Source organism: Lysobacter sp. CA199, assembly GCF_052078715.1.
In the GTDB taxonomy this organism is placed as follows: domain Bacteria; phylum Pseudomonadota; class Gammaproteobacteria; order Xanthomonadales; family Xanthomonadaceae; genus Lysobacter.
In genome coordinates this window covers 84,936-107,744 of the sequence record NZ_JBQJIL010000007.1, presented here as the reverse complement: position 1 = coordinate 107,744, position 22,809 = coordinate 84,936, and the positions used below count along the sequence as shown (strand labels likewise).

Genomic DNA, 22,809 nt, shown 5'->3' with positions numbered 1-22,809 from the left:
AACCTACGTGGGCGTATGCGGGCGCTACAACTGGGGCGGACCCGAGGGAGCCGCATTCATGTTTGACCGGCATCGACCTTCAGCCTACGCGGGCGACCGCGCGCCTGCGCTATCGTCGCGGATCGACCTGGAGAGACCCGCAATGTCATCACCTCACACCGCGTCCCGCCGCGGCACGGCCCTGCTCGCGCCGCTCGCACTCGCCCTGGCCTGCGCCTGCGCCCTGCCCGCTCCCGCCCACGCCGCCGACCGCATCAGCGGCCAGCCGTTCGCCACGCGCAGCGAGGTGTATGCGCCGCATGCGATCGCCGCGACCTCGCACCCGCTGACCACCCAGATCGCCCTGGACGTGATGAAGGCCGGCGGCAGCGCGGTCGACGCGGCGATCGCGGCCAACGCCGCGCTCGGCCTGATGGAACCCACCGGCAACGGCGTCGGCGGCGATCTGTTCGCGATCGTGTGGGATCCGAAAACCAAGAAGCTCTACGGCTACAACGGCTCGGGCCGCTCGCCCAAGTCGCTGACCCTGGCCGAATTCGAAAAACGCGGGCTCAAGGAAATCCCGCCGCACGGCCCGCTGCCGGTGACCGTGCCCGGCACGGTCGACGGCTGGTTCGCGCTGCACGAACGCTTCGGCCGCAAGCCGATCGCCGAGGACCTGGCGCCGGCGATCCGCTACGCGCGCGAAGGCCATCCGGTGCACGAGGTGATCGCCTATTACTGGAACGCCTCGGTGCCCCGTCTGTCGAAATGGCCGGGCTTCAAGGAGCAATTCACCATCGACGGACGCGCACCGCGCACCGGCGAGATGTGGAAGAACCCGAACCTGGCCAACACCCTGGAGCAGATCGCCAAGGGCGGGCGCGATGCGTTCTACAAGGGCGACATCGCCCGCACCATCGACGCCTACTTCAAGGCCAACGGCGGTTTCCTCAGCTACGAGGACATGGCCTCGCACCAGGGCGAGTGGGTCGAACCGGTCAGCAGCAACTACCGCGGCGTCGATGTTTGGGAACTTCCGCCCAACGGCCAGGGCATCGCGGCGCTGCAGATTCTCAATCTGCTGGAAGCCTACGACTTGAAGTCGTACGGATTCGGCAGCGTCGAGCACGTGCACTTGTTCGCCGAAGCCAAGAAGCTCGCCTTCGCCGACCGCGCGCGCTGGTACGCCGACCCGGCGTTCGAGAAGCAATCGCCGGTGGCCAAGCTGATTTCGAAGGACTACGCCGCGCAGCGGCGCAAGCTGATCTCGCTGGACAAGGCGCTCAAGGAAGTGCAGCCGGCCACGCCCGCGCAGCTCGACCAGGGCGACACCATCTACATGACCGTGGCCGATGCCGACGGCATGATGGTGTCGCTGATCCAGTCCAACTACCGAGGCATGGGCAGCGGCATGGCGCCGCCGGGGCTGGGCTTCATCTTCCAGGACCGCGGCGAGCAGTTCGTGCTCAAGCCGGGTCATCCCAATTCTTTCGCGCCGGGCAAGCGGCCGTTCCACACCATCATTCCCGCTTTCGCGACGAAGAAAGGCAAGCCGTGGCTGTCGTTCGGGGTGATGGGCGGCGCGATGCAACCGCAGGGCCATGCCCAGATCATCATGAATCTGATCGACTTCGGCATGAACCTGCAGGAAGCCGGCGACGCGCCGCGCATCCAGCACGACGGTTCGACCGAACCGGCCGGACAGGCGACGGTGATGAGCGACGGCGGCGAGCTGGATCTGGAAACCGGCTATTCGTACGAAACCGTGCGCGAGCTGATGCGCCGCGGCCACAGCGTGCGGTTCGCGCATGGGCCCTACGGCGGCTATCAGGCGATCATGGTCAATCCGAACGGCGGTTACATCGGGGCGAGCGAGTCGCGTAAGGACGGGCAGGCGGCTGGGTATTGATGGGCGTTGCCGGGAGAGTTTGCTTTGAGGCTTTGCTTTGGGGCTTTGCCTAAGGCTTTTGCTTTTGCTCGTCATTCCCGCGAAGGCGGGAATCCAGGGCCTTTCGTGCGAGAACGTTTGAAGTCTCTGGATTCCCGCCTTCGCGGGAATGACGGACTGGATGGACGACGCTGAAGTCTCTGGATGTTCGGCTCCGCCGAAATAAAGCAGAGCCCGCCTTCGCGGAAATGACGGCATGGGCAGTCGCCTCGCCAGCCATTGCGTCGCTTTCGACGATAGATTTTTGCGCCCGTCAAAAACGGCACGCTAAGCTTTCGCGAATTCGCATGCCATGCGCGCCGATACCGCCGTTCGTATTGACACCCGCCGAGCGGCTGCCGGACAGTAAGCGCGCATCGTCGTCAATACGATGCGATCCAGTTGCGCAAGCGCCCACGCGGCGCCGCGCAGTCCGGGCCGAGGGGTGCTGCGACGGAGCCCACACGCTCCGCCACGCTCGGTCCGCGATGCCGACCAAGGGCGCCCTCCCGATCAAGGAGGCGTCATGCCTGCGTCCAATACCGCAACTCCCACCGACCTGTCGCCCGACACCGCATCGAGCGGACTCGGGTCGGTCGCGTCTTCCCACCCCGCCGAACCGCTGCGGTTCGATCCTGCCCTGTCGATCGCGCTGGTCACCTCGAAAGTCCATCCCGAGGTCGATCCCGACGACGCCGGCCTGGTCGATGCGCTGCGCGCGCACGGCATCGAGACCACCGCGTGCATGTGGAACGATCCGTCGGTGGACTGGTCCGCGTTCGACGCGCTGCTGGTGCGCAGCACCTGGGACTATTTCCAGCACTACACCCAGTTCCTCGCCTGGTATGCGCACATCGAGTCGCTCGGCGCGGTCATCGTCAATCCGCTGCCGTTGCTGATCTGGAACAGCGACAAGCGCTATCTGCTGGATCTGGCCGCGCAGGACGTTCCGATCATCCCGACCGTACTGGCGCGCGGCGGCGAGCTGTCGACGGCGCTGGCCGCGATGAGCGGCGAGGTGGTGGTCAAGCCCAGCGTCAGCGGCGGCGCCTGGCATACGGTGCGCGGCTGCATCGGCAGCGCGCCGTTCGAACAGGCACTGGCGGCGCTGCCGCGCGAACTCGATTATCTGGTGCAGCCGTTCATGCCGCAGATCGTCGAACAGGGCGAGTGGTCGCTGCTGTTCTTCGGCGGCGTCTACAGCCACGCCGTGCTCAAGAAACCCGGCGCCGACGACTATCGCGTGCAGACCTATTTCGGCGGCACCTCCGATCCGACCGCGCCGACGCCGCAGATCCTGGCTTCGGCGCGACGCGCGCTGCAGGCGGTGGCCGAACTGGGCTATCGCGATCAGGCCTATGTGCGCGTGGACGGCGTGGTCGCCGACGGCGTGTTCCGGATCATGGAACTGGAGTTCATCGAACCGTTCCTGCACTTCGCCGTGCATCCGCCGGCCGCGCCCCTGTTCGCCGCGCAGTTGGCGCGGCGCTGGCAGGCGTTGCGCGCGCAGGCTGCCGCCATCGCGCAAGACTGAGCCGCAAGATCCGGGCGCGCTGCCTTCACCCAGCGTGCCCGGGCCCGCCTACGATTCCGCGGCCTCGAACCGTCGGGACCGGCGCACGATCGCGGCCGCGCGCCGCGACGACACCCTGGAGCGAGCATGAGCGACGAATTCACCGAGCGATTGTTTTCCTACGGCACCTTGCAACTGCCCGCCGTGCAGCAGGCCACTTTCGGCCGCTTGTTGCAGGGGCGCAGCGATGCCTTGGTCGGCTTTCGCCGCAGCATGGTCGAGATCGACGACCCACAGGTCGTCGCCACCAGCGGCCAGACCCATCACCCCATCGTCGAAGCCAGCGGCGACGCGCACGATCGCGTCGAAGGCTTGGTGTTCGCGATCAGCGCGCAAGAACTGGCGCGAGCCGATGCGTACGAAGTGGACGACTACGAGCGCGTGGACGCCGCGCTGGCGTCGGGCCAGCGCGCGTGGGTGTACGTGAAGCGGACAGGCTAGCGCCACGCGCACGCCGCGAGGCGCGTGGATCTCGGCTCAGACCGCGCGCGCGGCGGCGGAGCGGACCTGCTCGTGTGCGGGCTCCTGCATCGCCGATCCGGCCAGCGGCGGGTTCATCGCTTCAAGCTGTCGAAACGACTCGACCAGCGGCGTCGCGGCGGCGACCGCGGCCGACACTTGGGCGCGTTTGTGGCTCGGATCCCACAGATCGCCCTGGACCGCGAACACCATGGGCTCCGGCGCGCTGGCGGCGCCGGCGACGACATGATCCACCCGGTTCAAGCCCCGCTCTTTCGACGCCACCAGCAAACTCGCCGCGGTGCGCTCGCCGGTCTCGCCGGATGCGGCGCCGTGTGCTTGCTGCATCGCGTCCACGCCTTCGCGAATTCGCAGGTACATCGGATGGTCCGGATGCGTGGAATGACGAGGATCGTATGCTGGCGACGACGACGGCGCGGATGACGGCAGCGGCAGCGGCGACGGACGCTCGGACGGCTCGGGCGAGTCACGCGCCTTGTCCGGAAGGCGTCTGCCGATCTCGCCGGCCACGCCCTGCACGCCCGCGGCCAGCGCGGCACCGATGGAAACGCCTTCGCGTATGGCCAGGATGTCGCTTCGGTATTTCTCCAGCATGGGGCGGTGCGCTTCCGCCAAGTCCCGGCATCGTCCATCGCCGAGTACGGAACGATCCGCGCGTCCTTTGCCGTCGACGTCCAGGAAATGATGCATGCGATGCGAGTCGCCGCCGGTCACCGCGGCTTTCAGTGGATTGCGCAGGTCCCAACGATCGCCGTTGTCCTCGTATCCGGCCACCTTGAGCACATTGAGTTCGACAGGTTCGGCGTACAGCTTCACTTCGCCGAAATGCTTGCCGGCCGCGCTGACCACATCGCCGGCCATGACGTGATTGACGACCCGATCGCCGCCCTCGGCGATGCGGTAGTTCAAGCTGGCCGCGCCGTAGGGATTGAAGGCCTCGCCGCTCAGGCCGAGTTTCGCGGCGGTGATCTGGGCCAGGCAGCCGCCCAGCGAATGCCCGGTCACCGTCACCTCAGGCCGTTTGCCTGTGCGCTCGGCCTGGGCCAGCGCCATGTCCATCGCCAGCCGGGTAAGTTCCAGCGCATCGTCGGCTTGTGCGTTGACCCGCTTGGCGACCATCCCGCCATCGGCCAGGACGCCGTCCTTCACCGGCTGTTCTTTGAATTCGCTGCCGCGATGGGCAACCACGATCTCCTTCGTATCCTCGCGCTGATAGATCGTGCCCTGATACCCCGACGCGCGGTCGACGTGGGCGAGAACGGCGTAGCGGACGCCATCGATCACCGCGGTCCGCTGCTCGGGAACGCTCAGGTCGGGACTGCGATAGGCGTCCTGGGCGAGATTCGCGTATTGCTGGGTCGTCATGCTCATGGTTGCACCGCTTTGGCCGCGATCGTGATGGTGAACAGCTCGTCGCGCAGGCTCGCTTGGAATTCCTGCGGCTCGGCCAGTCCGTGGTCGGGATAGTTGGCGACCGCGGCGTTGCCCGGATAGCCGCCCCGCCAGTAGTGGTAGGTACGGCTGCGCGCGCCGGCGATGTCGTCCGCCGACAGCGTGGCGATGAACCGCGTTTCCTCGATGGCGCCGGTCGCCTTGAACCACACGCTGATTCCGACCGGCCGCATCCGGCACACGCCTCGTCCGAAGTAATCGCCATCGGCCACGCCGTCGAGGGCGACGCGGCCTTGGAACGTGCCGTCGCCGGACTTCTTCAAGGTCAGCGGAAGGAAAGTCGACACCGTCGTGGTCTGCACGCCGGAGAACGACTCGGCGGGAGGCAGGCAGTCCATATTGGCGACGTCGTACTGCATGGTGCCGCCCATCGCGGACAAGACACCCGGCGCGTCGCGCACGCCGATGGTGAGTTCGTGCACTTCGCGAGGATTTGGATTGGCTTGGTAGTTGGGCATCCGTGCTCCTGTTTGGTTCGAACAAGCGCTGACCATGAAGATCGACAGCGCAGTCAACGCGGGCAGTACCCGCGTGGTCGGCGATCTATTGCCGGTGGCATGTCGCGAACATTCGGCGGACGGCATCAGAACGCCTCCTTTTGTCGCTCATTACAAGCAGGCTTCGCTTCTTGACGAGTTCGCCAACGCGTGCACTTCATCGCACCCGGACCGGGAGGCTGCAGGCCTCGTAGTAGACGTGACAGTCGTCGTCTCCCCGCTTCATGCATGCATTCATTCCGAGTTGCGCGGCGGGTGCGATCTCTGGCGCATGGCCGTGGTTTGCGCCTGTGCGGCCCTGGATCGTCACGACACATTGGTCTTGGTAGGTGAACGTCACCTTGCACTTGTTTCCGCCTCTGGCCTTGCACTCGGAGACAGCGTCTCTACGGGCAAGCCGTTTGCTCTCGCGGCTGTCCACCGCGCCCATGGTTCGGTTGTCCGGATCCATCGCGATCGCGCCCCAGCGCGAATCCCAAACCGGCCTGCTCGACATTGCGCCTTGACCTCCCGATGGCATCGGTCCGCACGACATCGTGTTGGTGCCCTGATAGGGAATCATGCCCGCGGGACAACCACCTTCGGCACTGGCTGCACCTGGGAGGCAAGCCATCAACGTACTTACCCATAAGACGATCGTTGGGTTCATTTCTTCTCTCGAAAGGAATAGGACAGATCAATGAACCCGCTCGGACAGACTGCAGGCTGTGTAGTAGACGTGGCAGTCGCTGTCGCCTTGCGCCCTGCAGGCGTTCATTCCGAGCTGTTCGGCATGCTCGATCGACGGCGCATGACCGTGGTTCGCGCCCTGGCTGCCTAAGACCGTCACAACGCACTGGTCGTGATAGGTGAAGGTCACCTTGCACTTCACGCCGCCCCTGGACTTGCATTCGGATACGGCGTCTCCACGCGCACGCCGCTTACTTTCGCGACTGTTTACCGCCCCCATGATCCCGGCATTCGCGTCGGTCGCGATCGCTCCCCATCGCGATGCCCAACGCGGCCCGCCCGCGATGGTGCCCTGACTGGCCGATGGCATCGGTCCGCACGACATGGTGTTGGTACCTTGATAGGGGATCATGCCCGCGGGGCAACCGCCCTCGGCACTCGCGGATCCGACGACGCCCGTCGTCAACGCGCCTGTCAACCAGAAGACCGTACTGTTCATTTCTTTTTGATCTCGTTCGATCCGTAGGAATCCGCCTGGCCGGCAGACGTGTATCTGGCCGCGGTGTTGTAAGCGGCACCCGACGGGCTTTGACCGCTAGGCGCACCGGGTTGCGGACCGTTTGGCTGGCCATACGACCCCGGAGGCTGCCCCTGCGGCCCCGGCTGGCTGCCGGCGTTTGTGGCGAACGCCGAGAAATGCATGAAGTTGCCCAGCGCGCCATGGAAGAACATGCCGACCATCGGCGGTACCGAGATCAACAGCATGGTGAGGATCAGTCCGATGCCGCCTTGCTGGATCGCCAGCGACGTCATGCCCTCCGCTTCCAGGCCGCGTATGCCGGTCAGCGCCTTGGAGACCCAGAACGCCAGCGCGATCTTGCCGGTGAGCTTCAAGGCCATCGCCGACATCGCGCTGAGCGCGGCCATGGAAAAGAACGTCGCTACGCCCGACAGCAGCCATTTCCGGAACAGCTCCTGTGTCTGATCGAACATCAGACACAGGATGAACAACGGCGCGAGTCCGACGAAGAACGCGATACCGAACTTGTACATGAGCATCAGCGTGCCGACGGTCATCGGCACGCTGGCCGTACCGAAACCGGCCATCAACAGCGCGCGCGTCTTTTTCTCGCGCGTCTCGTCGTCGCCGTCGACGACCTGCACGGCGTCGATCGCGTTCATCGCGATCTGCATATACGCCAGATTCTCGTCGACGGAAGCCGCGGCGGTCTGGCCGCTCTTTCCGCTGACGAGTGCATGAATCTCGCCATCCAGGCCGGTGGTCAGCAGCCGATGCAGGTCGACGCTGCCGAAGCTCATGCCGGTGGCGAGCGACAGGATCACCACGACTTTGAGCGAGTTCACGACCAGCCCCATCATCGGCTCGCGCGATTGCCCGGTCGCGACGCGGTAGCCCATCGTGAGGAAGTACAAAGTCGCCAGACTCAGCGCCATGGCCGACACCCAGGCCATCGCGCGGCGCATCAGCGCGAAGCCGAATTGGTTTATTTCCGCGCTGAAGTAATCGTTGATGATCTTGTAGAACGCGAAATCCAGTACGCCCGACTGCGACATCGGCGTCAGCAAATCCAACAGTCCGTTGAACGACACAGTGTCCATGGTCAGATCCATCTTGATCGGGCGCACAGGCGGGCCCGCTTCGCTATTTCGACAACGCCGCCGCCAGCACGCCGGCCTGGATGACGTTGCCGATCAACGAATTCTTCTTGCCGTCGAGGGCGCGGTTGGCCAGGCGCGACTGGTCCCATTTGAGCGCCTCGATGTAGTCGTCGTAGGCCCTCATGCGCGCCTGCCAGTAATCCAGCTCCATCGAGGTGCGGAGCATGAAACGCTGGGCTTCGTTGTCGTTCGCCGCCAGATCGCCCTGGCGCGAGCCGGTGCCGTCGCGCTGTTGCTCGATCTGCTGGAATTCCTTGTTCCGGGCCATAAGGGTCCGGAGCATCTGCACGGACTCGTTGTATTTCATGTTCTGCGCATAGACCCTGCGCTGGCAGAGGTTCAGCTGTTCGTCGATGACGCTGCCGTCGAGCTTGGGCATGGCCATCTTGAACGCGCCGGCGAACGGCTCCTTGATCCCGCCTTGCCCGGGGCAGGCCTCGCGCATGCCGTAGTCCGCCGGCCGCGGCGGAAACGTGTCGGTCATCTGGGCCTGGCCGAAATTGAGGCGCTGCAGGCGGATGAGCTGTTGCTGGTAATGGTTCGCCGTATCGCTCCAACGTTGCGCGGTCTTGCCGAACTCCACCGCGTCCTTGGCGATCTGCCGCAGCTTGGCCGCGTAGTTCATCGGATCGTTGACCACGGTCTGGGCGCAGGCCTGACCGGCCCAGGCGGCGAAGGCGAACACGATCGCGACGGCGGTGGTTTGCAGCGCTCGGGAATTCATGCGGCCGCGATGCTTCATATCCGACTCCCTGTCAGTAGCTCACGCTCAAGGCGATCCGCCGGACTGTCGGTCCGAACGACCGGCCGTTCGCTTTGCGCGTACGCGCTGCGCGGATCGCGTCCGTGCCTTCGCTGTGACGCGGACGTCAATCGTCGAGCAGGTGGATCAAGCCTTTGTCGTACAGCTGCTTGGCCAGTTCGGCCTCGTGCTCGATGCCCAGGCGTTTGCGGGCTTTCGACCAATGGGTCCAGATCGTGTCGTAGTTGCGGCGCTGCCCTTCGGCGATGCGGCCGATCGAGCCGTGCCGCAGGATCAGCAGACAGACTTCGCGTTGTTTCGGCGTCAGCGCCGACCAGGAATCGGATTGCACCCGCGCAAAATCGATGCGCGGGTCGTAGAACACTTCGCCCGCACGCACTTGCGCGATCGCCTGCGCCATCGCCCACGCCGCGCTGCTCTTGAACACATAGCCGCGCACGCCCTCGGCGATCAGATCGACGGCCAGGAACGGACTCTCCTCGCCCGCATGGACGATCAAGTCGGCGCTTGCGCATAGCTGCCGCAGCGCCCGCACCAGGGCGATGCGCTGCAAGCCCGGCAACGCCGGATCGACGATCACGATGCAGGCGCCGAACCCGGACTGGCCCAGCAGTTCCAGCAATCGCTCGCTGGAATGCGCCATGTGAATCGCTGCGACACTGCATCCTTGCGATCTCCTCAACAAACGCTCGACCAGCCTCGCCATCGCGGGCTGGTGGTCCGCGACCACGTACTTCATGCACTTGTCCTTGTGCTTGTTTACGTTGGCGTCCTGCCAACTTTCAGTGGGTATAGTGTTGCCGAGCGAATGGGGTCTTGCCAAGACCGAAAAACTCCCCGCGCCGATGTGCCATCAGCGATGTTCTTTGGCACTTTTAGCTGCGCTGTATGGCGCATCATTTGCTGATCGCATCGACTTTCAGGCCTGTTTTCCAGGCCTGCGCGCGCAGCACTGCCGGCGACGCGGATCGGCGAGCGGACGCGATCTTTTTTTCTCGCTTGGCTCTTCAGCGACTGCTGTCGACAACGCGGTGTTCGCATTCGGCGCCGCGGAATCAACGCACGCCGACGCGTACGAAGTCGGCGACGACCGCGCGTCGAAGCCGCACGGACGCCTACGCGTTCGCGGGCGCCTCGCGCAAAGGCCGTGCACGCAGCAACGCGCGCAAGGTGGGCGCGCAGAACAGATACAGCCCCGCGCCGACCACCCACACCCAGCCGTCCCAGCGGCCGGCACCGGCGACGTAGATCGCGCCGAACAACAACGGGCCGATCACCCCGGCCAGACTGCCCAGGCTCGTCAGCACCCCTTGCAGCGCGCCCTGGCGATCCTCGTCGGTCTGCGCGCTGGCCATGGATTGCAACGCCGGCACGCCGACACCGCCGGCCGCGGCCAGCAGCAAGCCCGGCGCGACCACCCAGCCGCGCGTGGCCATGGCGAACACCAGATAGCCGGCGCCGTCGGCGAGAACCGCGCCGAGCAAGGTCCGCTCCGCGCCGAAACGCCGGCTGGCGCGTCCGGCGACCAGGGCCTGGAACACCGCGTGCATGACCCCGAAGGCGGCCAGCGACAGTCCGATCGTGGTCGAGTTCCAGGCGAAGCGATCGTTGCCATACAGCGCCCACAAGGTTCCCGGCACCTGGCCGGCCAGCTGCATCACCAGATACAGCCACAGCAGAGGCGTCAGCCGCGGCAGCCGGGCCAGGTCGCGCAGGGCGTTCCACGGCGCCAACTCGCGCCAGACGATCTCGGCGCTGCGCGGGCGCTCGGGTTCGGGCAGCGCGAACCAGGCCAGCGCCAGATTGATCGTCGCCAATCCGGCCGCGGCCAGGAACGGCGCCCGCAGCCACATCGCGCCGAGCAGGCCGCCGATTACCGGGCCGGCGACCAGGCCCAGGCCGAAGCAGGCGCCCATCCAGCCGAAGCGCTGGGTGCGTTGCTCCTCGCTGGAAATGTCGACGATGTAGGCGGCGGCGACCGAAGCGTTCGCGCCGCTGATGCCGGATACGGCCCGGCCCAGATACAGCAGCGACAGCCACGGTGCGCAGGCCATCAGCAGGTAGTCCAGTACGCCGCCGGCCAGCGACAACAGCAGCACCGGACGGCGGCCGAAGCGGTCGCTCAGCGCGCCCAGCGCCGGCGAGCAGGCGAACTGCATCAGCGCGTACAGCGCGGTCAGGGCTCCGACGTGCAAGGCCAGACTGCGTTCCAGGCCGAAGGATTTGAGCAGCTGCGGCAGGATCGGCGCGATCAGGCCGACACCGACGGCGTCGAGAGACACCGTCAGCAAGATCAGGCCGAAGGCCCAGGAAGCGGGAGTGCGCAAGGGAACCTCTCTATCAGCGATAGATTTTCGCAAATGCTAATCTATCGTCGATAGAGAGAGCAAGGCCGAGGGCGCCCGAATGAAGCTGCAACGCGAGACCGTGATCGCCGCAGGGCTGAAGTTGCTGAACGAGGTCGGCATGGACGGCCTGACCACGCGCCGTCTGGCCGAGGCGCTGAGCGTGCAGCAACCCACGCTGTACTGGCATTTCAAGAGCAAGCGCGACCTGCTCGACGCCCTGGCCAAGGCCATGCTGGCCGGGCACGCGCGGGTGGATTGGACGCAATGTGCCGACTGGCGCGACTGGATGGCGCGCGAATCGCGCGAGTTCCGCCGCACCCTGCTCGCCTATCGCGACGGCGCGCGCGTGCACGTCGGCACGCGGCCGGAGCCCGGCGACTACGCCGAGGGCGAAGCCGAACTCCAATACCTGGTCGCCGTCGGATTCAACCCGCCCGACGCGGTGCGGGCCTTGATTTCGCTGAGTTACTACACCGTCGGCTGGGTGCTGGAGGAACAGGCCGCGACCGAGGCCGGCCGCGGCCCGGGACAGCCCCTGGCTACCCCGGACCCGCAGCGCTATCCGCTGCTGACCCAGGCGCAATCGGTGCTGAGCCAGAACGATACGGACACCGATTACGAGTTCGGCCTGCGCGCGTTGATCGCGGGGTTCGAAGCCCTGCTTGCGCGGCCGCCGCGCTGAGGTCGGCGGGCCCGGACAGGTACGCTTGCGTCAACGCGGCCATGCGACAGCGCAGATGACTTCACTGCCCGGCTTCATCCTCGACGCTCTGCCCAAGCCGATCGGCGACTACCGCGATGTCTGCGACTTCGTCGCCCGGCTCAAGCAGGCGCTGGAAACCGAGATGCGTGTGCAGTTCCGCCGCGACGCGGACATGAACTACAACGCGGGGCAATCGCTGGCCCATGAATTACAGGGAACGCACAAGCCGTCGAACAGACGCTATCGGTTCGAGCCGCGCTTTTACCTATCGGCGAAGGCGCCGTTGTTCGCGGTGTATTGTTTCGATCGCCGTTGGGGCATGACCGATCGCGGCGGCGTTGGTCATCCCATCGCGCAGGAACGGCTGCCCGAAGCGATCCAGGCCTGGATAGAGCAAGCCAAAGCCGTGTTGATCCGCGAAGGATTGACTGAGGTGGAGCATCGGTATTTCCACCAGCCCGCTCCCGGCTGCTTCACCCAACTCGACGGGGCGCCGGCGACGGTATTCGAAAGTCTGTTCGCCGAGCTCGTTTGACACCTGTCATCTGGAGCGCCTGCCGGCGGCGCAAGATTCAATCCGCCGACACCGTCCGCCCGCGCGCCCACTCGCGCAGCGAGTCGACCTGTTCGGACATCAATACCGACAGCGGCCGGGTCTGCTTGAGTTCGGCGCGCAACTGGAAATCCGACAACGGCGCGCCGGCGGCATGCGCGGCGTACATCGAGGCGACGATGGCTTGTTCGATCTCGGCGCCGGAGAAGCCTTCGCTGGCCGCGGCCAGGCCGGGCACATCGAAAGATTCGGGCGTCAGCGAACGCCGGCGCAGGTGGATCGCGAACAACTCCGCGCGCACCTCGGCCACCGGCAGGTCGACGAAGAAGATTTCGTCGAAGCGGCCCTTGCGCAGCAACTCCGGCGGCAGCGCGTCGATCTGGTTGGCGGTGGCGACCAGGAACAGACGCGATTTGCGTTCGGCCATCCAGGTCAGCAGATAGCCGAGCACGCGCCGCGACACGCCGCCGTCGCCCTCGCCGGCATCGCCGGCCAGGCCTTTTTCGATCTCGTCGATCCACAGCACCGCCGGCGACAACTGTTCGGCCGAGGCCAGCGCGGCGCGCAGGTTCTTTTCGGTTTCGCCGTGGAACTTGTCGTACAGCGTGCCGAAATCCAAACGCACCAGCGGCACGCCGAAGCCGGCCGCGACCGCCTTGGCGATCATCGACTTGCCGCAGCCCTGCACGCCGAGCAGCAAAATGCCCTTGGGGGCATCCAGGCCGGGCGGCGCCTCGCCGGTGACGAACACCGCGCGGCGTTGTTCGACCCAGCGCTTGAGCCGGCGCACGCCGGCGACCTCGCTCATGCGCGCGCTGTCGTATTCGTAATGCAGATGGCCGGAGCGGTTGAGCAGCTCGAACTTGAGCTTGGCCAGCTCGGGCAGATCGTCGGCGTTGAGCGCGCCGTCGCCGAAGATCAGATGGCGGGCGATGCGGCGCGCGTCGACCGGGTCGATGCCGCGCAGATTGCGCACGATCTGCTTGACCGCTTCGCCGTCGGCCTCGACCCGGCGGCCGCCGTTTTCGCGCGCGTAGTTCTCCGCTTCCTCGCGCACCAGTTTCAGCAGGGCGTTGGCGTCGGGCAGGCGCGGGGTGTAGCGCACCGCCAGCGAATCCAGGTCCGGCGGCAGTTCCAGCTTGTGGCCGATCAGCACCAGCACGTGCGGCTGGCAGTCGCGACGCTGGGCGATCTCGCGCAGTTGCCGCTGAGTGCTGGCGTAGCCGAGGTAGGGATGCGCGTCGAACAGCAGGTAGATGCCGCGCTGGTCGGCGTCGCGGATCGACTGCAAGGTGGTGGAGATGTCGGGCGCGACGTCGGTCTGTTCTTCGCGATCCAGATCGACCCGGCGCAGGCCTTCGGTGATCGACCAGCGATACAGCGCGCGCCACACGTTCATCAAGGCCTGCCGGAACAGCTCGACCACGCGCGCTTCGTCGCGGGTCTCGATCACGATCAACGGGGTGTTGGAGCGGATCAGCGCGGTCAGATCTTGCAGGTCGCTCATGGGGCAGGTCTTCCGAGGAGGCGACATGATACGGCGCTCTTCGGGCGCGGGGTCGCCGAAGGGCGAAGGCAAAAGCGCAAATTTCCGCGTTCGCCGCGGCAACGCTGCTGCGCGGTGAAGAAAGCAACAGCAACGCCACCAGAACGATCGAGCCCCACCTACCGAGTTCCCCCCTTTGAAAAAGGGGGCCAGGGGGGATTTGCCCTTGCCTTTGTTCTTGCCCCCGAACCGCCCCCTCTACACCCAAAGCCGTCTTGAGCCCCTGCCCGGCAACCGTGACCATTCCCCCATCCGTCACGCGAACGCGACTCCCTCATGGCCTTCGACGCTTTCGCCCTGGTCCTGGCCATGCTGGCCCTGGGCTATTTGTTCCAGCGCCTGCGGGTCCTGCCCGACAACGCCGCGCAGACGTTGAACCTGGTGGTCCTGTACGTCTGCCTGCCGGCCGCGGTGCTGCGCTATGCGCCGCGCCTGCAACTGGAACCGGCGCTGCTGGGCGTGGCCGCGGTGCCGTGGCTGCTGCTGGGCGCGACCGTGCTGCTGGTCGGCGCGCTGTCGCGATGGCTCAAGTTCCGCCGCGACGAACACGCGGTGCTGCTGCTGACCGTGGCTCTGGGCAACACCAGCTTCCTCGGCTATCCGCTGACCCGTGCGCTGATCGGCGAGCACGCATTGCCGTATGCGGTGGTCTACGACCAGTTCGGCGCCTTCCTGATCCTGTCGACCTTCGGCCTGTGGGTGCTGGCCCGCTACGGCAGCGACACCCGCCCGAGCGGACGCGACATGCTGCTGCGGGTGGTGAAGTTCCCGCCGCTGTGGGCGTTGCTGATCGGTTTCAGCGTGATGCCCGCGCACCCGCCGAGTTGGATCGCCGGCGCGCTGCAGCGTCTGTCCGATGCGTTGCTGCCGATGGCGATGCTGACCATCGGCCTGGCGGTGAAGCTGACCTTGCCGCGCGAGGAACTCAAACCGCTGATCGCCGGGCTGAGCCTGAAACTGGCGCTGATGCCGGCGCTGGCCTGGGCGCTGGCGCCGCTGCTCGGCCTGCACGGCGAGATGGCCCGCACCACCGTGCTGGAAGCGGCGATGCCGTCGATGGTCACCGCCGGCGCGCTGGCCATCGCGCATCAACTGGCGCCGCGGTTGGCCGCGGCGATGGTGGGGTATGGCTTGTTGCTGTCGCTGATCACGTTGCCGTTGTGGGCGCGGGTGGCGGGGGGATGAGCGCCTCCCGGCCGGCCCGGCCCTGAACTGGCGTCCGGGCGGTCCGCCGCGTGGCCGCCTCCGGCTCGTGCCCCCGTGTGCGACCTGCGATAACGATGGGCGGCCGCAGCTCGTCAGTAGTCGTTCGGGTTCGCACTGACTCACCTCGCCAGCCGCCGCAACCGCGTCGCCAGGGGGCGACGATGACGGCGGCGGACCGGAACCGGGGCGTGGGCCGCCCCCATCGTGATGACCCGCTCCACATCTCCGGTGTAGGCTGCGCTTTCCATCCGGAGGGAGCTCGCATGAAGACCGTGCTGGTGGCCAGTTCCAAGGGCGGCGTCGGCAAGACCACGATCGCCACCCACCTCGCCGCGCAAGCGGCCCTGGAAGGCCTGCGTACGGCCCTGATCGACGCCGACCCGCAAGGCTCTTCAACCCGTTGGGCGCAACGCCGCTCGGTCCTGGAAAGCGCGGTATTGCCACTGGACGGCACCCGCAAAAAGGCCTGGCGCAAGCAACTGCCCGAGGACGCACAGCGCGCGATAATCGACGCCCCGGCCGGAGCCATGGCCGAGGACCTGGAGAGCTTCCTGGAGTTCGCCGACGCGGTGGTGGTGCCGGTGCAGCCCTCCACGCTCGACATCGAGGCCACCGTGCCCTTCCTCGACTCGCTGGCCCAGCACCCGCGGGTGCGCCGCGGCCAGCTGCGGGTCGGCCTGATCGGCAACAAGCTCAAGCCCTGGACCAACGCCTCCCAGCAGGCGGTCGAGCTGCTCAGCGAATGGCCCTACCCGGTGATCGGCCAGATCCGCGACAGCCAGGCCTATGTGGTCATGACCGCGCTCGGCAAGAGCCTGTTCGACTATCACTCGCAGCAGATCCGCGAGCATCAGGCGGACTGGCAGCCGTTGCTGAGGTGGTTGAAGAAGTGAGGCCGGGCTTCGGAGCGGGGTTTGAAAAGCGGGGTTGGGGGAGTGGGGAGTGTCGCGATCTGGGGGGTTCGGCCTGCGGCTGACGGGATCGCCGCAAGCCACCGACCACCCAGCCACCCCGGTCCCCCAACCCCGCTTTTCAAACCCCGCTTCTGATCCCCGCCCCGCCCCGCTACCCATCCGCCCCCTCGACAGGCATCCTCTACCCTGCGTTCGCGCACCCCCTTCATCACTCGATCCGGCTCTGACTCATGCGCGAACTGATCCTGCTCCGCCACGCCCACGCCGAACCGGCCGGCCAAAGCCAGGCCGACCTCGACCGGCCGCTGTCGGCCGAAGGGCTGGCCGAAGCCGAAGCCGCCGGCCGCTGGCTGGCGCAGAAAAAGCTCATTCCCGACTGCGTGCTGTGCTCGCCCTCGCGGCGTACCCGCGAGACCCTGGAAGCGGTGCTCGGCGCGATCGGCTACGTCGAACAGCGGATCGAACCGTCGATCTACGAAGCCACCCCCGGCACCCTGATCAGCCTGGCCGATACCCATATCGAGGCCGAGCGGCTGATGCTGGTGGGCCACAATCCGGGCCTGGAACGGCTGGCGGCGCTGCTGCACAGCGGCCAGTCGGGCGATTACCGCGGCATGCCGCCGGGCGGAATCGCGGTGCTCACCGTGCCGGCCGGGACCGGACTGGAACCGGGCGTGGCCCAGCTCAGCGAGTTTTGGTGGCCGTGAAACCCAAGCCGCCGCGTTTGCGGCGGCGGCACGGCAGTACCGCCGCACTGTGCAGTCTGGCCCTCGGGCTGTTGCTGATGGCGGCCGCGCACGCGGCTCAGGCTCAGGCGCCGACCGCGCAGGTCAGCCAACCGCTGACCCGCATCGCCACCGGGCGTCCGCCCGAACCCAAGACGAAGCAGCAAGGTTTCGACCCCGAGCACACCCGTTTCAGTTTCGAACTGCGCACCCGCTGGGGCCAGAAGATCGTCGGCGAGTTCCCGCGTTACGACGGCGAGGTCACCACCCTGGCCGACGGCCGCCATCAGGTGCGCATCCGTCTGGCCACCGCCGCGGTGGTGGTCGGCGAGTCCGAACGCTACGCGCGCATGGCCCGCGGCGAACGCTTCTTCAACGCCCCGCGCTATCCCTTCATCGAATTCCTGTCCGAACCGCATCCGGCCGATCTGGTCCGCGTCGGCGGCGCGTTGCGCGGCCGTCTGACCCTGCACGGGGTCAGCCGCATGGAAACCTTCATCCTGACCCCGGCGACCTGCGCCGCACCGGGCGAGGACTGCGACGCGATCGCTCACGGCAGCGTCAGCCGCGACGACTACAACCTCGATGGTTGGCAACTCGCCCTCGGCGACCGGGTACGCTTCACCATGCAGGTGCGCCTGCAATCCACGCAAAATAAGCTCATCCCGCCGAAACCCGCGCCGCCCAGGAATCCGGAGTCCGTTCCGGCCACGGTCCCGGAGCGTTAAGGAGCCACCCCGTTGAACCCCGTGTTGCGCGGCCTTGCGGCCCTGCTCGCCCTGTCCTTGTCGGCCTGCGCCTCGCTGAGCCCGGCCCAGCGCGACCGCGCCAGCGCGATCGCCGCGGCCGCGCGTTCGCAGCAGATCGACTGCCAGGCGCAGAACGCCTGCGCCCAGCCCTCGCCGCTGTCCGAGCTGGGGCGCAAGGCGATGGCCGAATCGACCCCGGAGCGCCCGCGCCATTACGCCCTGATCCTGGACCGCGGCCCCGATGCGCTGCTGGCGCGGATCAATCTGATCCGTAGCGCCGCCCACACCCTGGACCTGCAGACCTACATCTTCGACGAGGACGACGCAGCCAAGCTGGTGCTCGACGAATTGCTGACCGCGGCGCGGCGCGGCGTGCGCGTGCGCCTGCTGCTCGACCAGTTGGCGGCGATGCGCCATATCGAAACCCTGGCCGCGCTGTCGGGTGTGCATGCCAATTTCGAGGTCAAGCTGTACAACCCGGTGCTGCACCGCGCTCGCATCAGCTATCCGCAGTACGTGCTGGCCGCGGCCTGCTGCTGGCGCCGGCTCAATCAACGCATGCACACCAAACTGCTGCTGGCCGACGGCCGCATCGGCATTTCCGGCGGGCGCAATTACCAGGACGACTATTACGACTGGGACGACGAGTACAACTTCCGCGACCGCGACGTGCTGGTCGCCGGCCCGGTCGCCGACATCATGGGCACCGACTTCGAAGTGTTCTGGAGCGACCGCCGCAGCGTGCCAGTCGAGCGGTTGGCCGATGTCGGCACGCGCCTGATCGACGCCGGCGTGCCGGCCCTGCCCAAGGTCGAGTTCGAACGCCCGCAGCGCGCGCAAGCCATGCGCGAGGACGCCGCCGACAGCGCCAAGATCGATGCGCGACTGGTCGCCAACGCGATCGCGGTCGGCGCGGTGCGCTACATCTCCGACACCCCCGACAAACACCGCGAGGACAGCCAGGCCAACGCCGTGGCCACGGACTCGCTGCGCAACCTGATCGCCAACTCGCGCGAGGAAGTGCTGCTGCAGACGCCGTATCTGGTGCTGTCCAAATCGGCGCAGGAGTTGTTCCGCACCCTGCACGCGCGTCCGGACCGGCCGCGGGTGATCGTCTCCACCAACAGCCTGGCCGCGACCGACGCCTTCATCGCCTATGCGCTGTCGTACAAGTACAAGCGCCGCTACCTGCGCGAGTTCGGTTTCAACATCTACGAGTACAAACCCTTCCCCGCCGACGCGCCGATCGACATCGCCGCGACCGGTGCGACCTTGCCGGACCTGGGCCTGGACGGCATACCCGAACAGGACGGGCGCGGGCAACCCGAATCGGTGCAGGGCGCCGGCTTGGCCGAATCGCGACCGCGCTGCGGCGAGCTGGATCGCAGCAGCGTGGTCTACCGCCAGCGTTACCGGCAACCGCTGGCGCGCGAATACGCGGCGATGCGCTACGCGCGACGCCGCACCAACGAACCGGTGCCGCTCAAGCGCGCCGGCGTGCGCATCGGCATGCACGCCAAGTCGATGGTGATCGACGAACGCATCGGCGTGATCGGCACCCACAACTTCGACCCGCGCGGCGATCACTACAACACCGAAAGCGCGGTGGTGATCGACGATGCCGTCTTCGCCCAGGCGCTGGCCGCGAGCATCCGCCGCGACATCGCCCCGGCCAATTCGTGGGTGATCGCGCGTCGCGACAAACCGCCGATCTTCTCCGGGCTGGAGTACTCGATCGCGAAGATCTCCGAACACCTGCCGATCTTCGACCTGTGGCCGGTGCGCTATGCCACCAGTTACGAATTCGTGCCCGGCCCGGACTGCCCGCACCCGCTGTACCGCACCGACCCGGGCTTTCGCGCCTGCTACAAACCGGTCGGCGATTTCCCCGAGGTCAACCTCGGCGTGAAGAGTCTGACCACGCGGATGTTCACTGCGTTCGGGGCGGGGTTGGCGCCGATTTTGTGAGATGTGCCTGGCGACGCTAAGGCTTCGCCGCCCAGCCGTCTTCGGTCATTACCCAATACTTCTTGCCATCCCACAGTTCCAGGCCGATGCACTCGCCCACGGTGCCGGGGAAGGCTTTGCGCTCACTTTCGCAGACCGTCAGTAACGTCGCCAGAGCCGCGCCATGGAAGTCGCCTCCTTCCGCCGACGCCGCGAAGGCAGCGAGCAGCATTTCGTGCTGCGTGGGCAAGGGAAATGCCCGCAGAAACTCGTCGACCGCTTCTTGATCGTAAAGGGCCAGTGCCCCAGCGAGCCGCAGGCGACTCTTCAAACTCCATGCGTAGGGAAACGGCTCGGCGTAGTCCGGCCGCGACGCGGAAGCGCCCGCAATCAAAGGCACCGACGCGCGATACCAGTTCGCCGCGTCCGCGATGGTCAGCGAGTCCGGCATGGGAATGGGAAGCGGCAGCCCACTCGCGAACTCGGTGGTCGTAACGCGAACGGTACTGATACCAACTCGATGATCGACATGCGCGGAAGCTGAGGCGAGCCGGGACTAACGCTGGTGAGAATACATCGCATCGAGCGCCCTCATCCGCCCTTCGGGCACTTCGCCCGCTGCGAGGGAGCAGGACTCAGCACCGGCATCCGCCCGGGTTGCCCCGTCCCGGCCTTATAGGTCTTCAGTCATGGCAACCCTGCGTGCCCTGGGGCCATCTCTATCCATGAACCCGGACGGTGCGCGTCACCGCCCAGCCAGCCCAGAAGCTCCAGGGGCATGACTAAAGGGGGATATGACTTCCGACATATGGTCACTTCTACCTATGTGTTGTAGATTACCAACACACCGAAGCACTACTACCCCACGACACAGGACAGCCACCATGAACGCTCTGACCACCCGCACCGTCACCACCACTGCCGCCCAGGCCCCGACCACCACCCCCGTGAACGCCGCCCCGGTTCGTCATCAACACCGCCAGCGCGACTTCGGCGTCGGCTACGGCAACAGCAGCGGCTACGCCAGCAACCGCAGCTACGCCAGCAACTGGGTCCAGCCGCGCTTCCGTTTCGCTTAATCCTGGACCGTCGTCCATGGACCGGCTGTCCGCCGAGAACACCGATCGCAGTACCGGACGTTTCGCTTTCCGACCCGGACCGGCGCGCAAAGCCTCCTTTTTCCCCCGCGCGCCGTTCCGGGCTTTTTGAAACGCCCGGCCTCGGTCTCCAGGATTCGCCCGTCCCGCTTCACGCTTAGCCGGTATCCGTTGCTAGCCTGTATCAGATGCGTTTATCCGTAGCGCTTTGTTCCATCGGTTCCATCGGTTCGATTCCCCTCGGGCCCATGAGCCGACACGCCCCGGCTGGTCCGGCTGGCGCATCGCCGTTATCGTGAGGCGATGAACGCACCCGACCCGACCCACCCCGCGGCCCCGCCGGCCGCCAAATCCTTGTTCCGCGGCACCACCACCGTCGACGACCTCAACCGGCTCGCGCGCAACACCGCGATGGAACCGCTCGGCATCGTCTTCACCGAGATCGGCCCCGACTACGTCCGCGGCACCATGCCGGTCGACGCCCGCACCCATCAGCCCTACGGCCTGCTTCACGGCGGCGCATCGGTCCTGCTCGCCGAAACCCTGGGCAGCAGCGCCGGCAACCTGTGCTGCCCCGAAGGCCGGATCTGCGTCGGTATCGAGATCAACGCCAACCACGTGCGCGGCGTGCGCAGCGGAACCGTCACCGGCACCGCACGGCCGATCCACGTCGGCGGCAGCACCCAAGTCTGGGAAATCCGCATCGAGGACGAGGCCGGCCGCCTGGCCTGCATCTCGCGTCTGACCTTGGCGATCGTGCCCAAGCTGTGAATCGAACGCGGCGGCCGAAGGCCGATCGAATGCGCGTGCTCGACGGATGCCTCGCAGCATCGGCGGCGGTGGACTGGAGTAGGCTAGACGGCACGCCGCCACGCACCACCGGATACACCACCGGACCCGGCGATTCCACCCGCTCATTGCCGAGGCCTCGGTGCGCCGACCCACCATCAAAGATGTCGCCGAACTCGCCCAGGTCTCGTTGAAGACCGTCTCGCGGGTGATCAACGACGAATCCGGCGTGCGCGCCCGCACCCGCGCGCGGGTGCACGAGGCCATCGCCGAACTCGAATACCGGCCCGATCCGTCCGCGCGCAGCCTGCGCAGCGCGACGCCGTATGCGCTGGGCGTGGTCTACGACAATCCCAATCCGTACTACATCATCAGCGTGCAGAACGGCGTGCTCGCCGCCTGCCGCGAAACCGGCTACGGCCTGCAGATCCATCCCTGCGATTCGTCCTCGCCGCTGCTGGCCGCCGATCTGATCGATCTGGTCCAGGGCGCGCGCCTGGCCGGCCTGGTGCTGGCGCCGCCGATGTCCGAGCGGATGGAACTGGTCAGCGAGCTGGTCGCGCACGGCATCCGCCTGGTGCGCATCGTCTCGGCCGCCGAAGACCCCAAGGACGGCTCGCCCTGCGTCTGGGTCGACGACCGCGACGCCGCTTACGACATCACCGAACACCTGATCCAGCTCGGCCATCAGCGCATCGGTTTTCTGTGGGGCGGCAAATCGCACCGCTCCAGTTGGGAGCGCTACAAGGGCTATGCGCAGGCGCTGACCGATTACGGCATCGCCGAAGACGAGAACCTGGTGCTGCCGGGCGACTACTCCTTCGACGACGGCTTCCGCGGCGCGCGCCGTCTGTTCGCCCTGCCCGACCGGCCGACCGCGATCTTCGGCAGCAACGACGAGATCGCCGCCGGCGTGCTTGCCGCGGCCAAGTCTTCGGGCATGCACGTGCCCTACGACTTGTCGATCGCCGGATTCGAGGACAGCCCGTTCTCCAAGCAGTCGTGGCCGACCTTGACCACGGCGCGGCAGGCGACCGAAGAGATCGCGCGACATGCGGCGTACCGATTGATCTCCGAACTGCGCCGCGACGGCGGCGATCAACCGATGGCCGTGCCGCCGAACGAGGGCTTCAGCCCGATTCTGGTGGTGCGCGGGTCGACGGCGCCGCCGCGTCCGCTGCAGGGTTGAGCGCACGAAAGACGCTTCAC

23 protein-coding genes and 1 riboswitch are annotated in these 22,809 nt (G+C 66.7%); of the genes, 13 read left to right on the top strand and 10 right to left on the bottom strand.

Features of this window, described 5'->3' with window-relative positions:
• Positions 1–142: 142 nt before the first annotated feature.
• The 3 genes from ggt (at position 143) to ACTOWJ_RS13785 (ending at position 3,923) form a co-directional block, all read left to right on the top strand.
• Entirely contained in the window at positions 143–1,891 is a 1,749-nt protein-coding gene (gene ggt / locus ACTOWJ_RS13795) for a gamma-glutamyltransferase (protein ID WP_441335204.1), read from the top strand.
• 452 nt (positions 1,892–2,343) lie between these two features.
• A riboswitch (S-adenosyl-L-homocysteine riboswitch) is annotated at positions 2,344–2,423 on the top strand.
• Between the two features lie 12 nt (positions 2,424–2,435).
• Positions 2,436–3,443 (top strand): ATP-grasp domain-containing protein, encoded by a 1,008-nt coding sequence (locus tag ACTOWJ_RS13790; protein ID WP_441335203.1) that lies wholly within the window; start codon positions 2,436–2,438, stop codon positions 3,441–3,443.
• 126 nt (positions 3,444–3,569) lie between these two features.
• Positions 3,570–3,923 carry a gamma-glutamylcyclotransferase family protein gene (locus ACTOWJ_RS13785; protein WP_441335202.1) on the top strand — a complete coding sequence of 118 codons (354 nt, stop codon included), beginning with the start codon at positions 3,570–3,572 and terminating at the stop codon, positions 3,921–3,923.
• A gap of 36 nt (positions 3,924–3,959) precedes the next feature.
• Here ACTOWJ_RS13785 and ACTOWJ_RS13780 read toward each other — a convergent pair whose 3' ends face one another.
• The 8 genes from ACTOWJ_RS13780 to tet form a co-directional block, all read right to left on the bottom strand.
• Positions 3,960–5,333: an XVIPCD domain-containing protein gene (locus ACTOWJ_RS13780; protein ID WP_441335201.1), complete on the bottom strand. Its 1,374-nt coding sequence runs from the start codon at positions 5,331–5,333 to the stop codon at positions 3,960–3,962.
• Positions 5,330–5,872 carry a hypothetical protein gene (locus ACTOWJ_RS13775; protein ID WP_441335200.1) on the bottom strand — a complete coding sequence of 181 codons (543 nt, stop codon included), beginning with the start codon at positions 5,870–5,872 and terminating at the stop codon, positions 5,330–5,332. The genes ACTOWJ_RS13780 and ACTOWJ_RS13775 overlap by 4 nt, the downstream gene beginning before the upstream one ends.
• 196 nt (positions 5,873–6,068) lie before the next feature.
• Positions 6,069–6,407 carry a DUF4189 domain-containing protein gene (locus tag ACTOWJ_RS13770; protein WP_441335445.1) on the bottom strand — a complete coding sequence of 113 codons (339 nt, stop codon included), beginning with the start codon at positions 6,405–6,407 and terminating at the stop codon, positions 6,069–6,071.
• A 180-nt stretch (positions 6,408–6,587) separates the two neighbouring features.
• Positions 6,588–7,079: a DUF4189 domain-containing protein gene (locus ACTOWJ_RS13765; RefSeq protein ID WP_441335199.1), complete on the bottom strand. Its 492-nt coding sequence runs from the start codon at positions 7,077–7,079 to the stop codon at positions 6,588–6,590.
• Positions 7,076–8,200 (bottom strand): type IV secretion system protein, encoded by a 1,125-nt coding sequence (locus ACTOWJ_RS13760; protein WP_441335198.1) that lies wholly within the window; start codon positions 8,198–8,200, stop codon positions 7,076–7,078. Before ACTOWJ_RS13760 ends, ACTOWJ_RS13765 begins: the two co-directional genes overlap by 4 nt.
• Positions 8,201–8,243: 43 nt before the next feature.
• A complete protein-coding gene (locus ACTOWJ_RS13755) occupies positions 8,244–8,984 on the bottom strand; it encodes a hypothetical protein (protein WP_441335197.1) in 741 nt (246 codons plus the stop codon).
• Between the two features lie 145 nt (positions 8,985–9,129).
• On the bottom strand, positions 9,130–9,762 hold the full coding sequence (locus tag ACTOWJ_RS13750) for a response regulator (protein ID WP_441335196.1): 633 nt from the start codon (positions 9,760–9,762) through the stop codon (positions 9,130–9,132).
• 376 nt (positions 9,763–10,138) lie between these two features.
• Positions 10,139–11,320: a Tet(A)/Tet(B)/Tet(C) family tetracycline efflux MFS transporter gene (gene tet, locus ACTOWJ_RS13745; protein WP_441335444.1), complete on the bottom strand. Its 1,182-nt coding sequence runs from the start codon at positions 11,318–11,320 to the stop codon at positions 10,139–10,141.
• A 109-nt stretch (positions 11,321–11,429) separates the two neighbouring features.
• Between tet and ACTOWJ_RS13740 the strand changes: the two genes are divergently transcribed.
• Positions 11,430–12,053 carry a TetR/AcrR family transcriptional regulator C-terminal domain-containing protein gene (locus tag ACTOWJ_RS13740; RefSeq protein WP_441335195.1) on the top strand — a complete coding sequence of 208 codons (624 nt, stop codon included), beginning with the start codon at positions 11,430–11,432 and terminating at the stop codon, positions 12,051–12,053.
• Positions 12,034–12,609 carry a hypothetical protein gene (locus ACTOWJ_RS13735; RefSeq protein ID WP_441335194.1) on the top strand — a complete coding sequence of 192 codons (576 nt, stop codon included), beginning with the start codon at positions 12,034–12,036 and terminating at the stop codon, positions 12,607–12,609. The genes ACTOWJ_RS13740 and ACTOWJ_RS13735 overlap by 20 nt, the downstream gene beginning before the upstream one ends.
• 37 nt (positions 12,610–12,646) lie before the next feature.
• Here the strand turns inward: ACTOWJ_RS13735 and ACTOWJ_RS13730 are convergent, their stop codons facing one another.
• On the bottom strand, positions 12,647–14,134 hold the full coding sequence (locus ACTOWJ_RS13730; RefSeq protein ID WP_441335193.1) for an AAA family ATPase: 1,488 nt from the start codon (positions 14,132–14,134) through the stop codon (positions 12,647–12,649).
• A 315-nt stretch (positions 14,135–14,449) separates the two neighbouring features.
• Here ACTOWJ_RS13730 and ACTOWJ_RS13725 point away from each other — a divergent pair, with 315 nt between their 5' ends.
• The 5 genes from ACTOWJ_RS13725 to ACTOWJ_RS13705 all read left to right on the top strand — a co-directional run bounded on the left by ACTOWJ_RS13725 (position 14,450) and on the right by ACTOWJ_RS13705 (position 19,735).
• Positions 14,450–15,358, top strand: coding sequence for an AEC family transporter (locus tag ACTOWJ_RS13725; protein WP_441335192.1), 909 nt, complete (start codon positions 14,450–14,452; stop codon positions 15,356–15,358).
• A gap of 284 nt (positions 15,359–15,642) precedes the next feature.
• Positions 15,643–16,272 (top strand): nucleotide-binding protein, encoded by a 630-nt coding sequence (locus ACTOWJ_RS13720; protein ID WP_441335191.1) that lies wholly within the window; start codon positions 15,643–15,645, stop codon positions 16,270–16,272.
• Positions 16,273–16,523: 251 nt separating this feature from the next.
• Positions 16,524–17,000 carry a SixA phosphatase family protein gene (locus ACTOWJ_RS13715; protein ID WP_441335190.1) on the top strand — a complete coding sequence of 159 codons (477 nt, stop codon included), beginning with the start codon at positions 16,524–16,526 and terminating at the stop codon, positions 16,998–17,000.
• Positions 16,991–17,746: a YceI family protein gene (locus ACTOWJ_RS13710; RefSeq protein WP_441335189.1), complete on the top strand. Its 756-nt coding sequence runs from the start codon at positions 16,991–16,993 to the stop codon at positions 17,744–17,746. The genes ACTOWJ_RS13715 and ACTOWJ_RS13710 overlap by 10 nt, the downstream gene beginning before the upstream one ends.
• 12 nt (positions 17,747–17,758) lie before the next feature.
• The gene (locus tag ACTOWJ_RS13705; protein WP_441335188.1) at positions 17,759–19,735 is read left to right on the top strand and encodes a phospholipase D family protein; all 1,977 of its coding nucleotides are present in this window, start codon (positions 17,759–17,761) and stop codon (positions 19,733–19,735) included.
• Positions 19,736–19,751: 16 nt separating this feature from the next.
• Here the strand turns inward: ACTOWJ_RS13705 and ACTOWJ_RS13700 are convergent, their stop codons facing one another.
• Positions 19,752–20,165, bottom strand: a complete 414-nt coding sequence (locus tag ACTOWJ_RS13700) for a hypothetical protein (protein WP_441335187.1) — start codon at positions 20,163–20,165, stop codon at positions 19,752–19,754.
• Between the two features lie 433 nt (positions 20,166–20,598).
• On the opposite strand from ACTOWJ_RS13700, the gene ACTOWJ_RS13695 reads away from it, so the two are divergent.
• The 3 genes from ACTOWJ_RS13695 to ACTOWJ_RS13685 all read left to right on the top strand — a co-directional run bounded on the left by ACTOWJ_RS13695 (position 20,599) and on the right by ACTOWJ_RS13685 (position 22,789).
• Positions 20,599–20,793, top strand: a complete 195-nt coding sequence (locus ACTOWJ_RS13695; RefSeq protein WP_441335186.1) for a hypothetical protein — start codon at positions 20,599–20,601, stop codon at positions 20,791–20,793.
• 429 nt (positions 20,794–21,222) lie between these two features.
• Complete coding sequence (locus tag ACTOWJ_RS13690; protein WP_441335443.1) at positions 21,223–21,582, top strand: hotdog fold thioesterase; 360 nt, start codon at positions 21,223–21,225, stop codon at positions 21,580–21,582.
• A gap of 160 nt (positions 21,583–21,742) precedes the next feature.
• Entirely contained in the window at positions 21,743–22,789 is a 1,047-nt protein-coding gene (locus ACTOWJ_RS13685; RefSeq protein ID WP_441335185.1) for a LacI family DNA-binding transcriptional regulator, read from the top strand.
• Positions 22,790–22,809 lie beyond the last annotated feature (20 nt).

Bases quoted from the DNA above. Each gene is read 5' to 3' on its own strand.
- ggt (WP_441335204.1), top strand. From the start codon at position 143: ATGTCATCACCTCACACCGCGTCCCGCCGCGGCACGGCCCTGCTCGCG.
- ACTOWJ_RS13790 (WP_441335203.1), top strand. From the start codon at position 2,436: ATGCCTGCGTCCAATACCGCAACTCCCACCGACCTGTCGCCCGACACC.
- ACTOWJ_RS13785 (WP_441335202.1), top strand. From the start codon at position 3,570: ATGAGCGACGAATTCACCGAGCGATTGTTTTCCTACGGCACCTTGCAA.
- ACTOWJ_RS13780 (WP_441335201.1), bottom strand. From the start codon at position 5,333: ATGAGCATGACGACCCAGCAATACGCGAATCTCGCCCAGGACGCCTAT.
- ACTOWJ_RS13775 (WP_441335200.1), bottom strand. From the start codon at position 5,872: ATGCCCAACTACCAAGCCAATCCAAATCCTCGCGAAGTGCACGAACTC.
- ACTOWJ_RS13770 (WP_441335445.1), bottom strand. From the start codon at position 6,407: ATGTCGAGCAGGCCGGTTTGGGATTCGCGCTGGGGCGCGATCGCGATG.
- ACTOWJ_RS13765 (WP_441335199.1), bottom strand. From the start codon at position 7,079: ATGAACAGTACGGTCTTCTGGTTGACAGGCGCGTTGACGACGGGCGTC.
- ACTOWJ_RS13760 (WP_441335198.1), bottom strand. From the start codon at position 8,200: ATGGACACTGTGTCGTTCAACGGACTGTTGGATTTGCTGACGCCGATG.
- ACTOWJ_RS13755 (WP_441335197.1), bottom strand. From the start codon at position 8,984: ATGAATTCCCGAGCGCTGCAAACCACCGCCGTCGCGATCGTGTTCGCC.
- ACTOWJ_RS13750 (WP_441335196.1), bottom strand. From the start codon at position 9,762: ATGAAGTACGTGGTCGCGGACCACCAGCCCGCGATGGCGAGGCTGGTC.
- ACTOWJ_RS13740 (WP_441335195.1), top strand. From the start codon at position 11,430: ATGAAGCTGCAACGCGAGACCGTGATCGCCGCAGGGCTGAAGTTGCTG.
- ACTOWJ_RS13730 (WP_441335193.1), bottom strand. From the start codon at position 14,134: ATGAGCGACCTGCAAGATCTGACCGCGCTGATCCGCTCCAACACCCCG.
- ACTOWJ_RS13725 (WP_441335192.1), top strand. From the start codon at position 14,450: ATGGCCTTCGACGCTTTCGCCCTGGTCCTGGCCATGCTGGCCCTGGGC.
- ACTOWJ_RS13720 (WP_441335191.1), top strand. From the start codon at position 15,643: ATGAAGACCGTGCTGGTGGCCAGTTCCAAGGGCGGCGTCGGCAAGACC.
- ACTOWJ_RS13715 (WP_441335190.1), top strand. From the start codon at position 16,524: ATGCGCGAACTGATCCTGCTCCGCCACGCCCACGCCGAACCGGCCGGC.
- ACTOWJ_RS13700 (WP_441335187.1), bottom strand. From the start codon at position 20,165: ATGCCGGACTCGCTGACCATCGCGGACGCGGCGAACTGGTATCGCGCG.
- ACTOWJ_RS13695 (WP_441335186.1), top strand. From the start codon at position 20,599: ATGAACGCTCTGACCACCCGCACCGTCACCACCACTGCCGCCCAGGCC.
- ACTOWJ_RS13690 (WP_441335443.1), top strand. From the start codon at position 21,223: ATGGAACCGCTCGGCATCGTCTTCACCGAGATCGGCCCCGACTACGTC.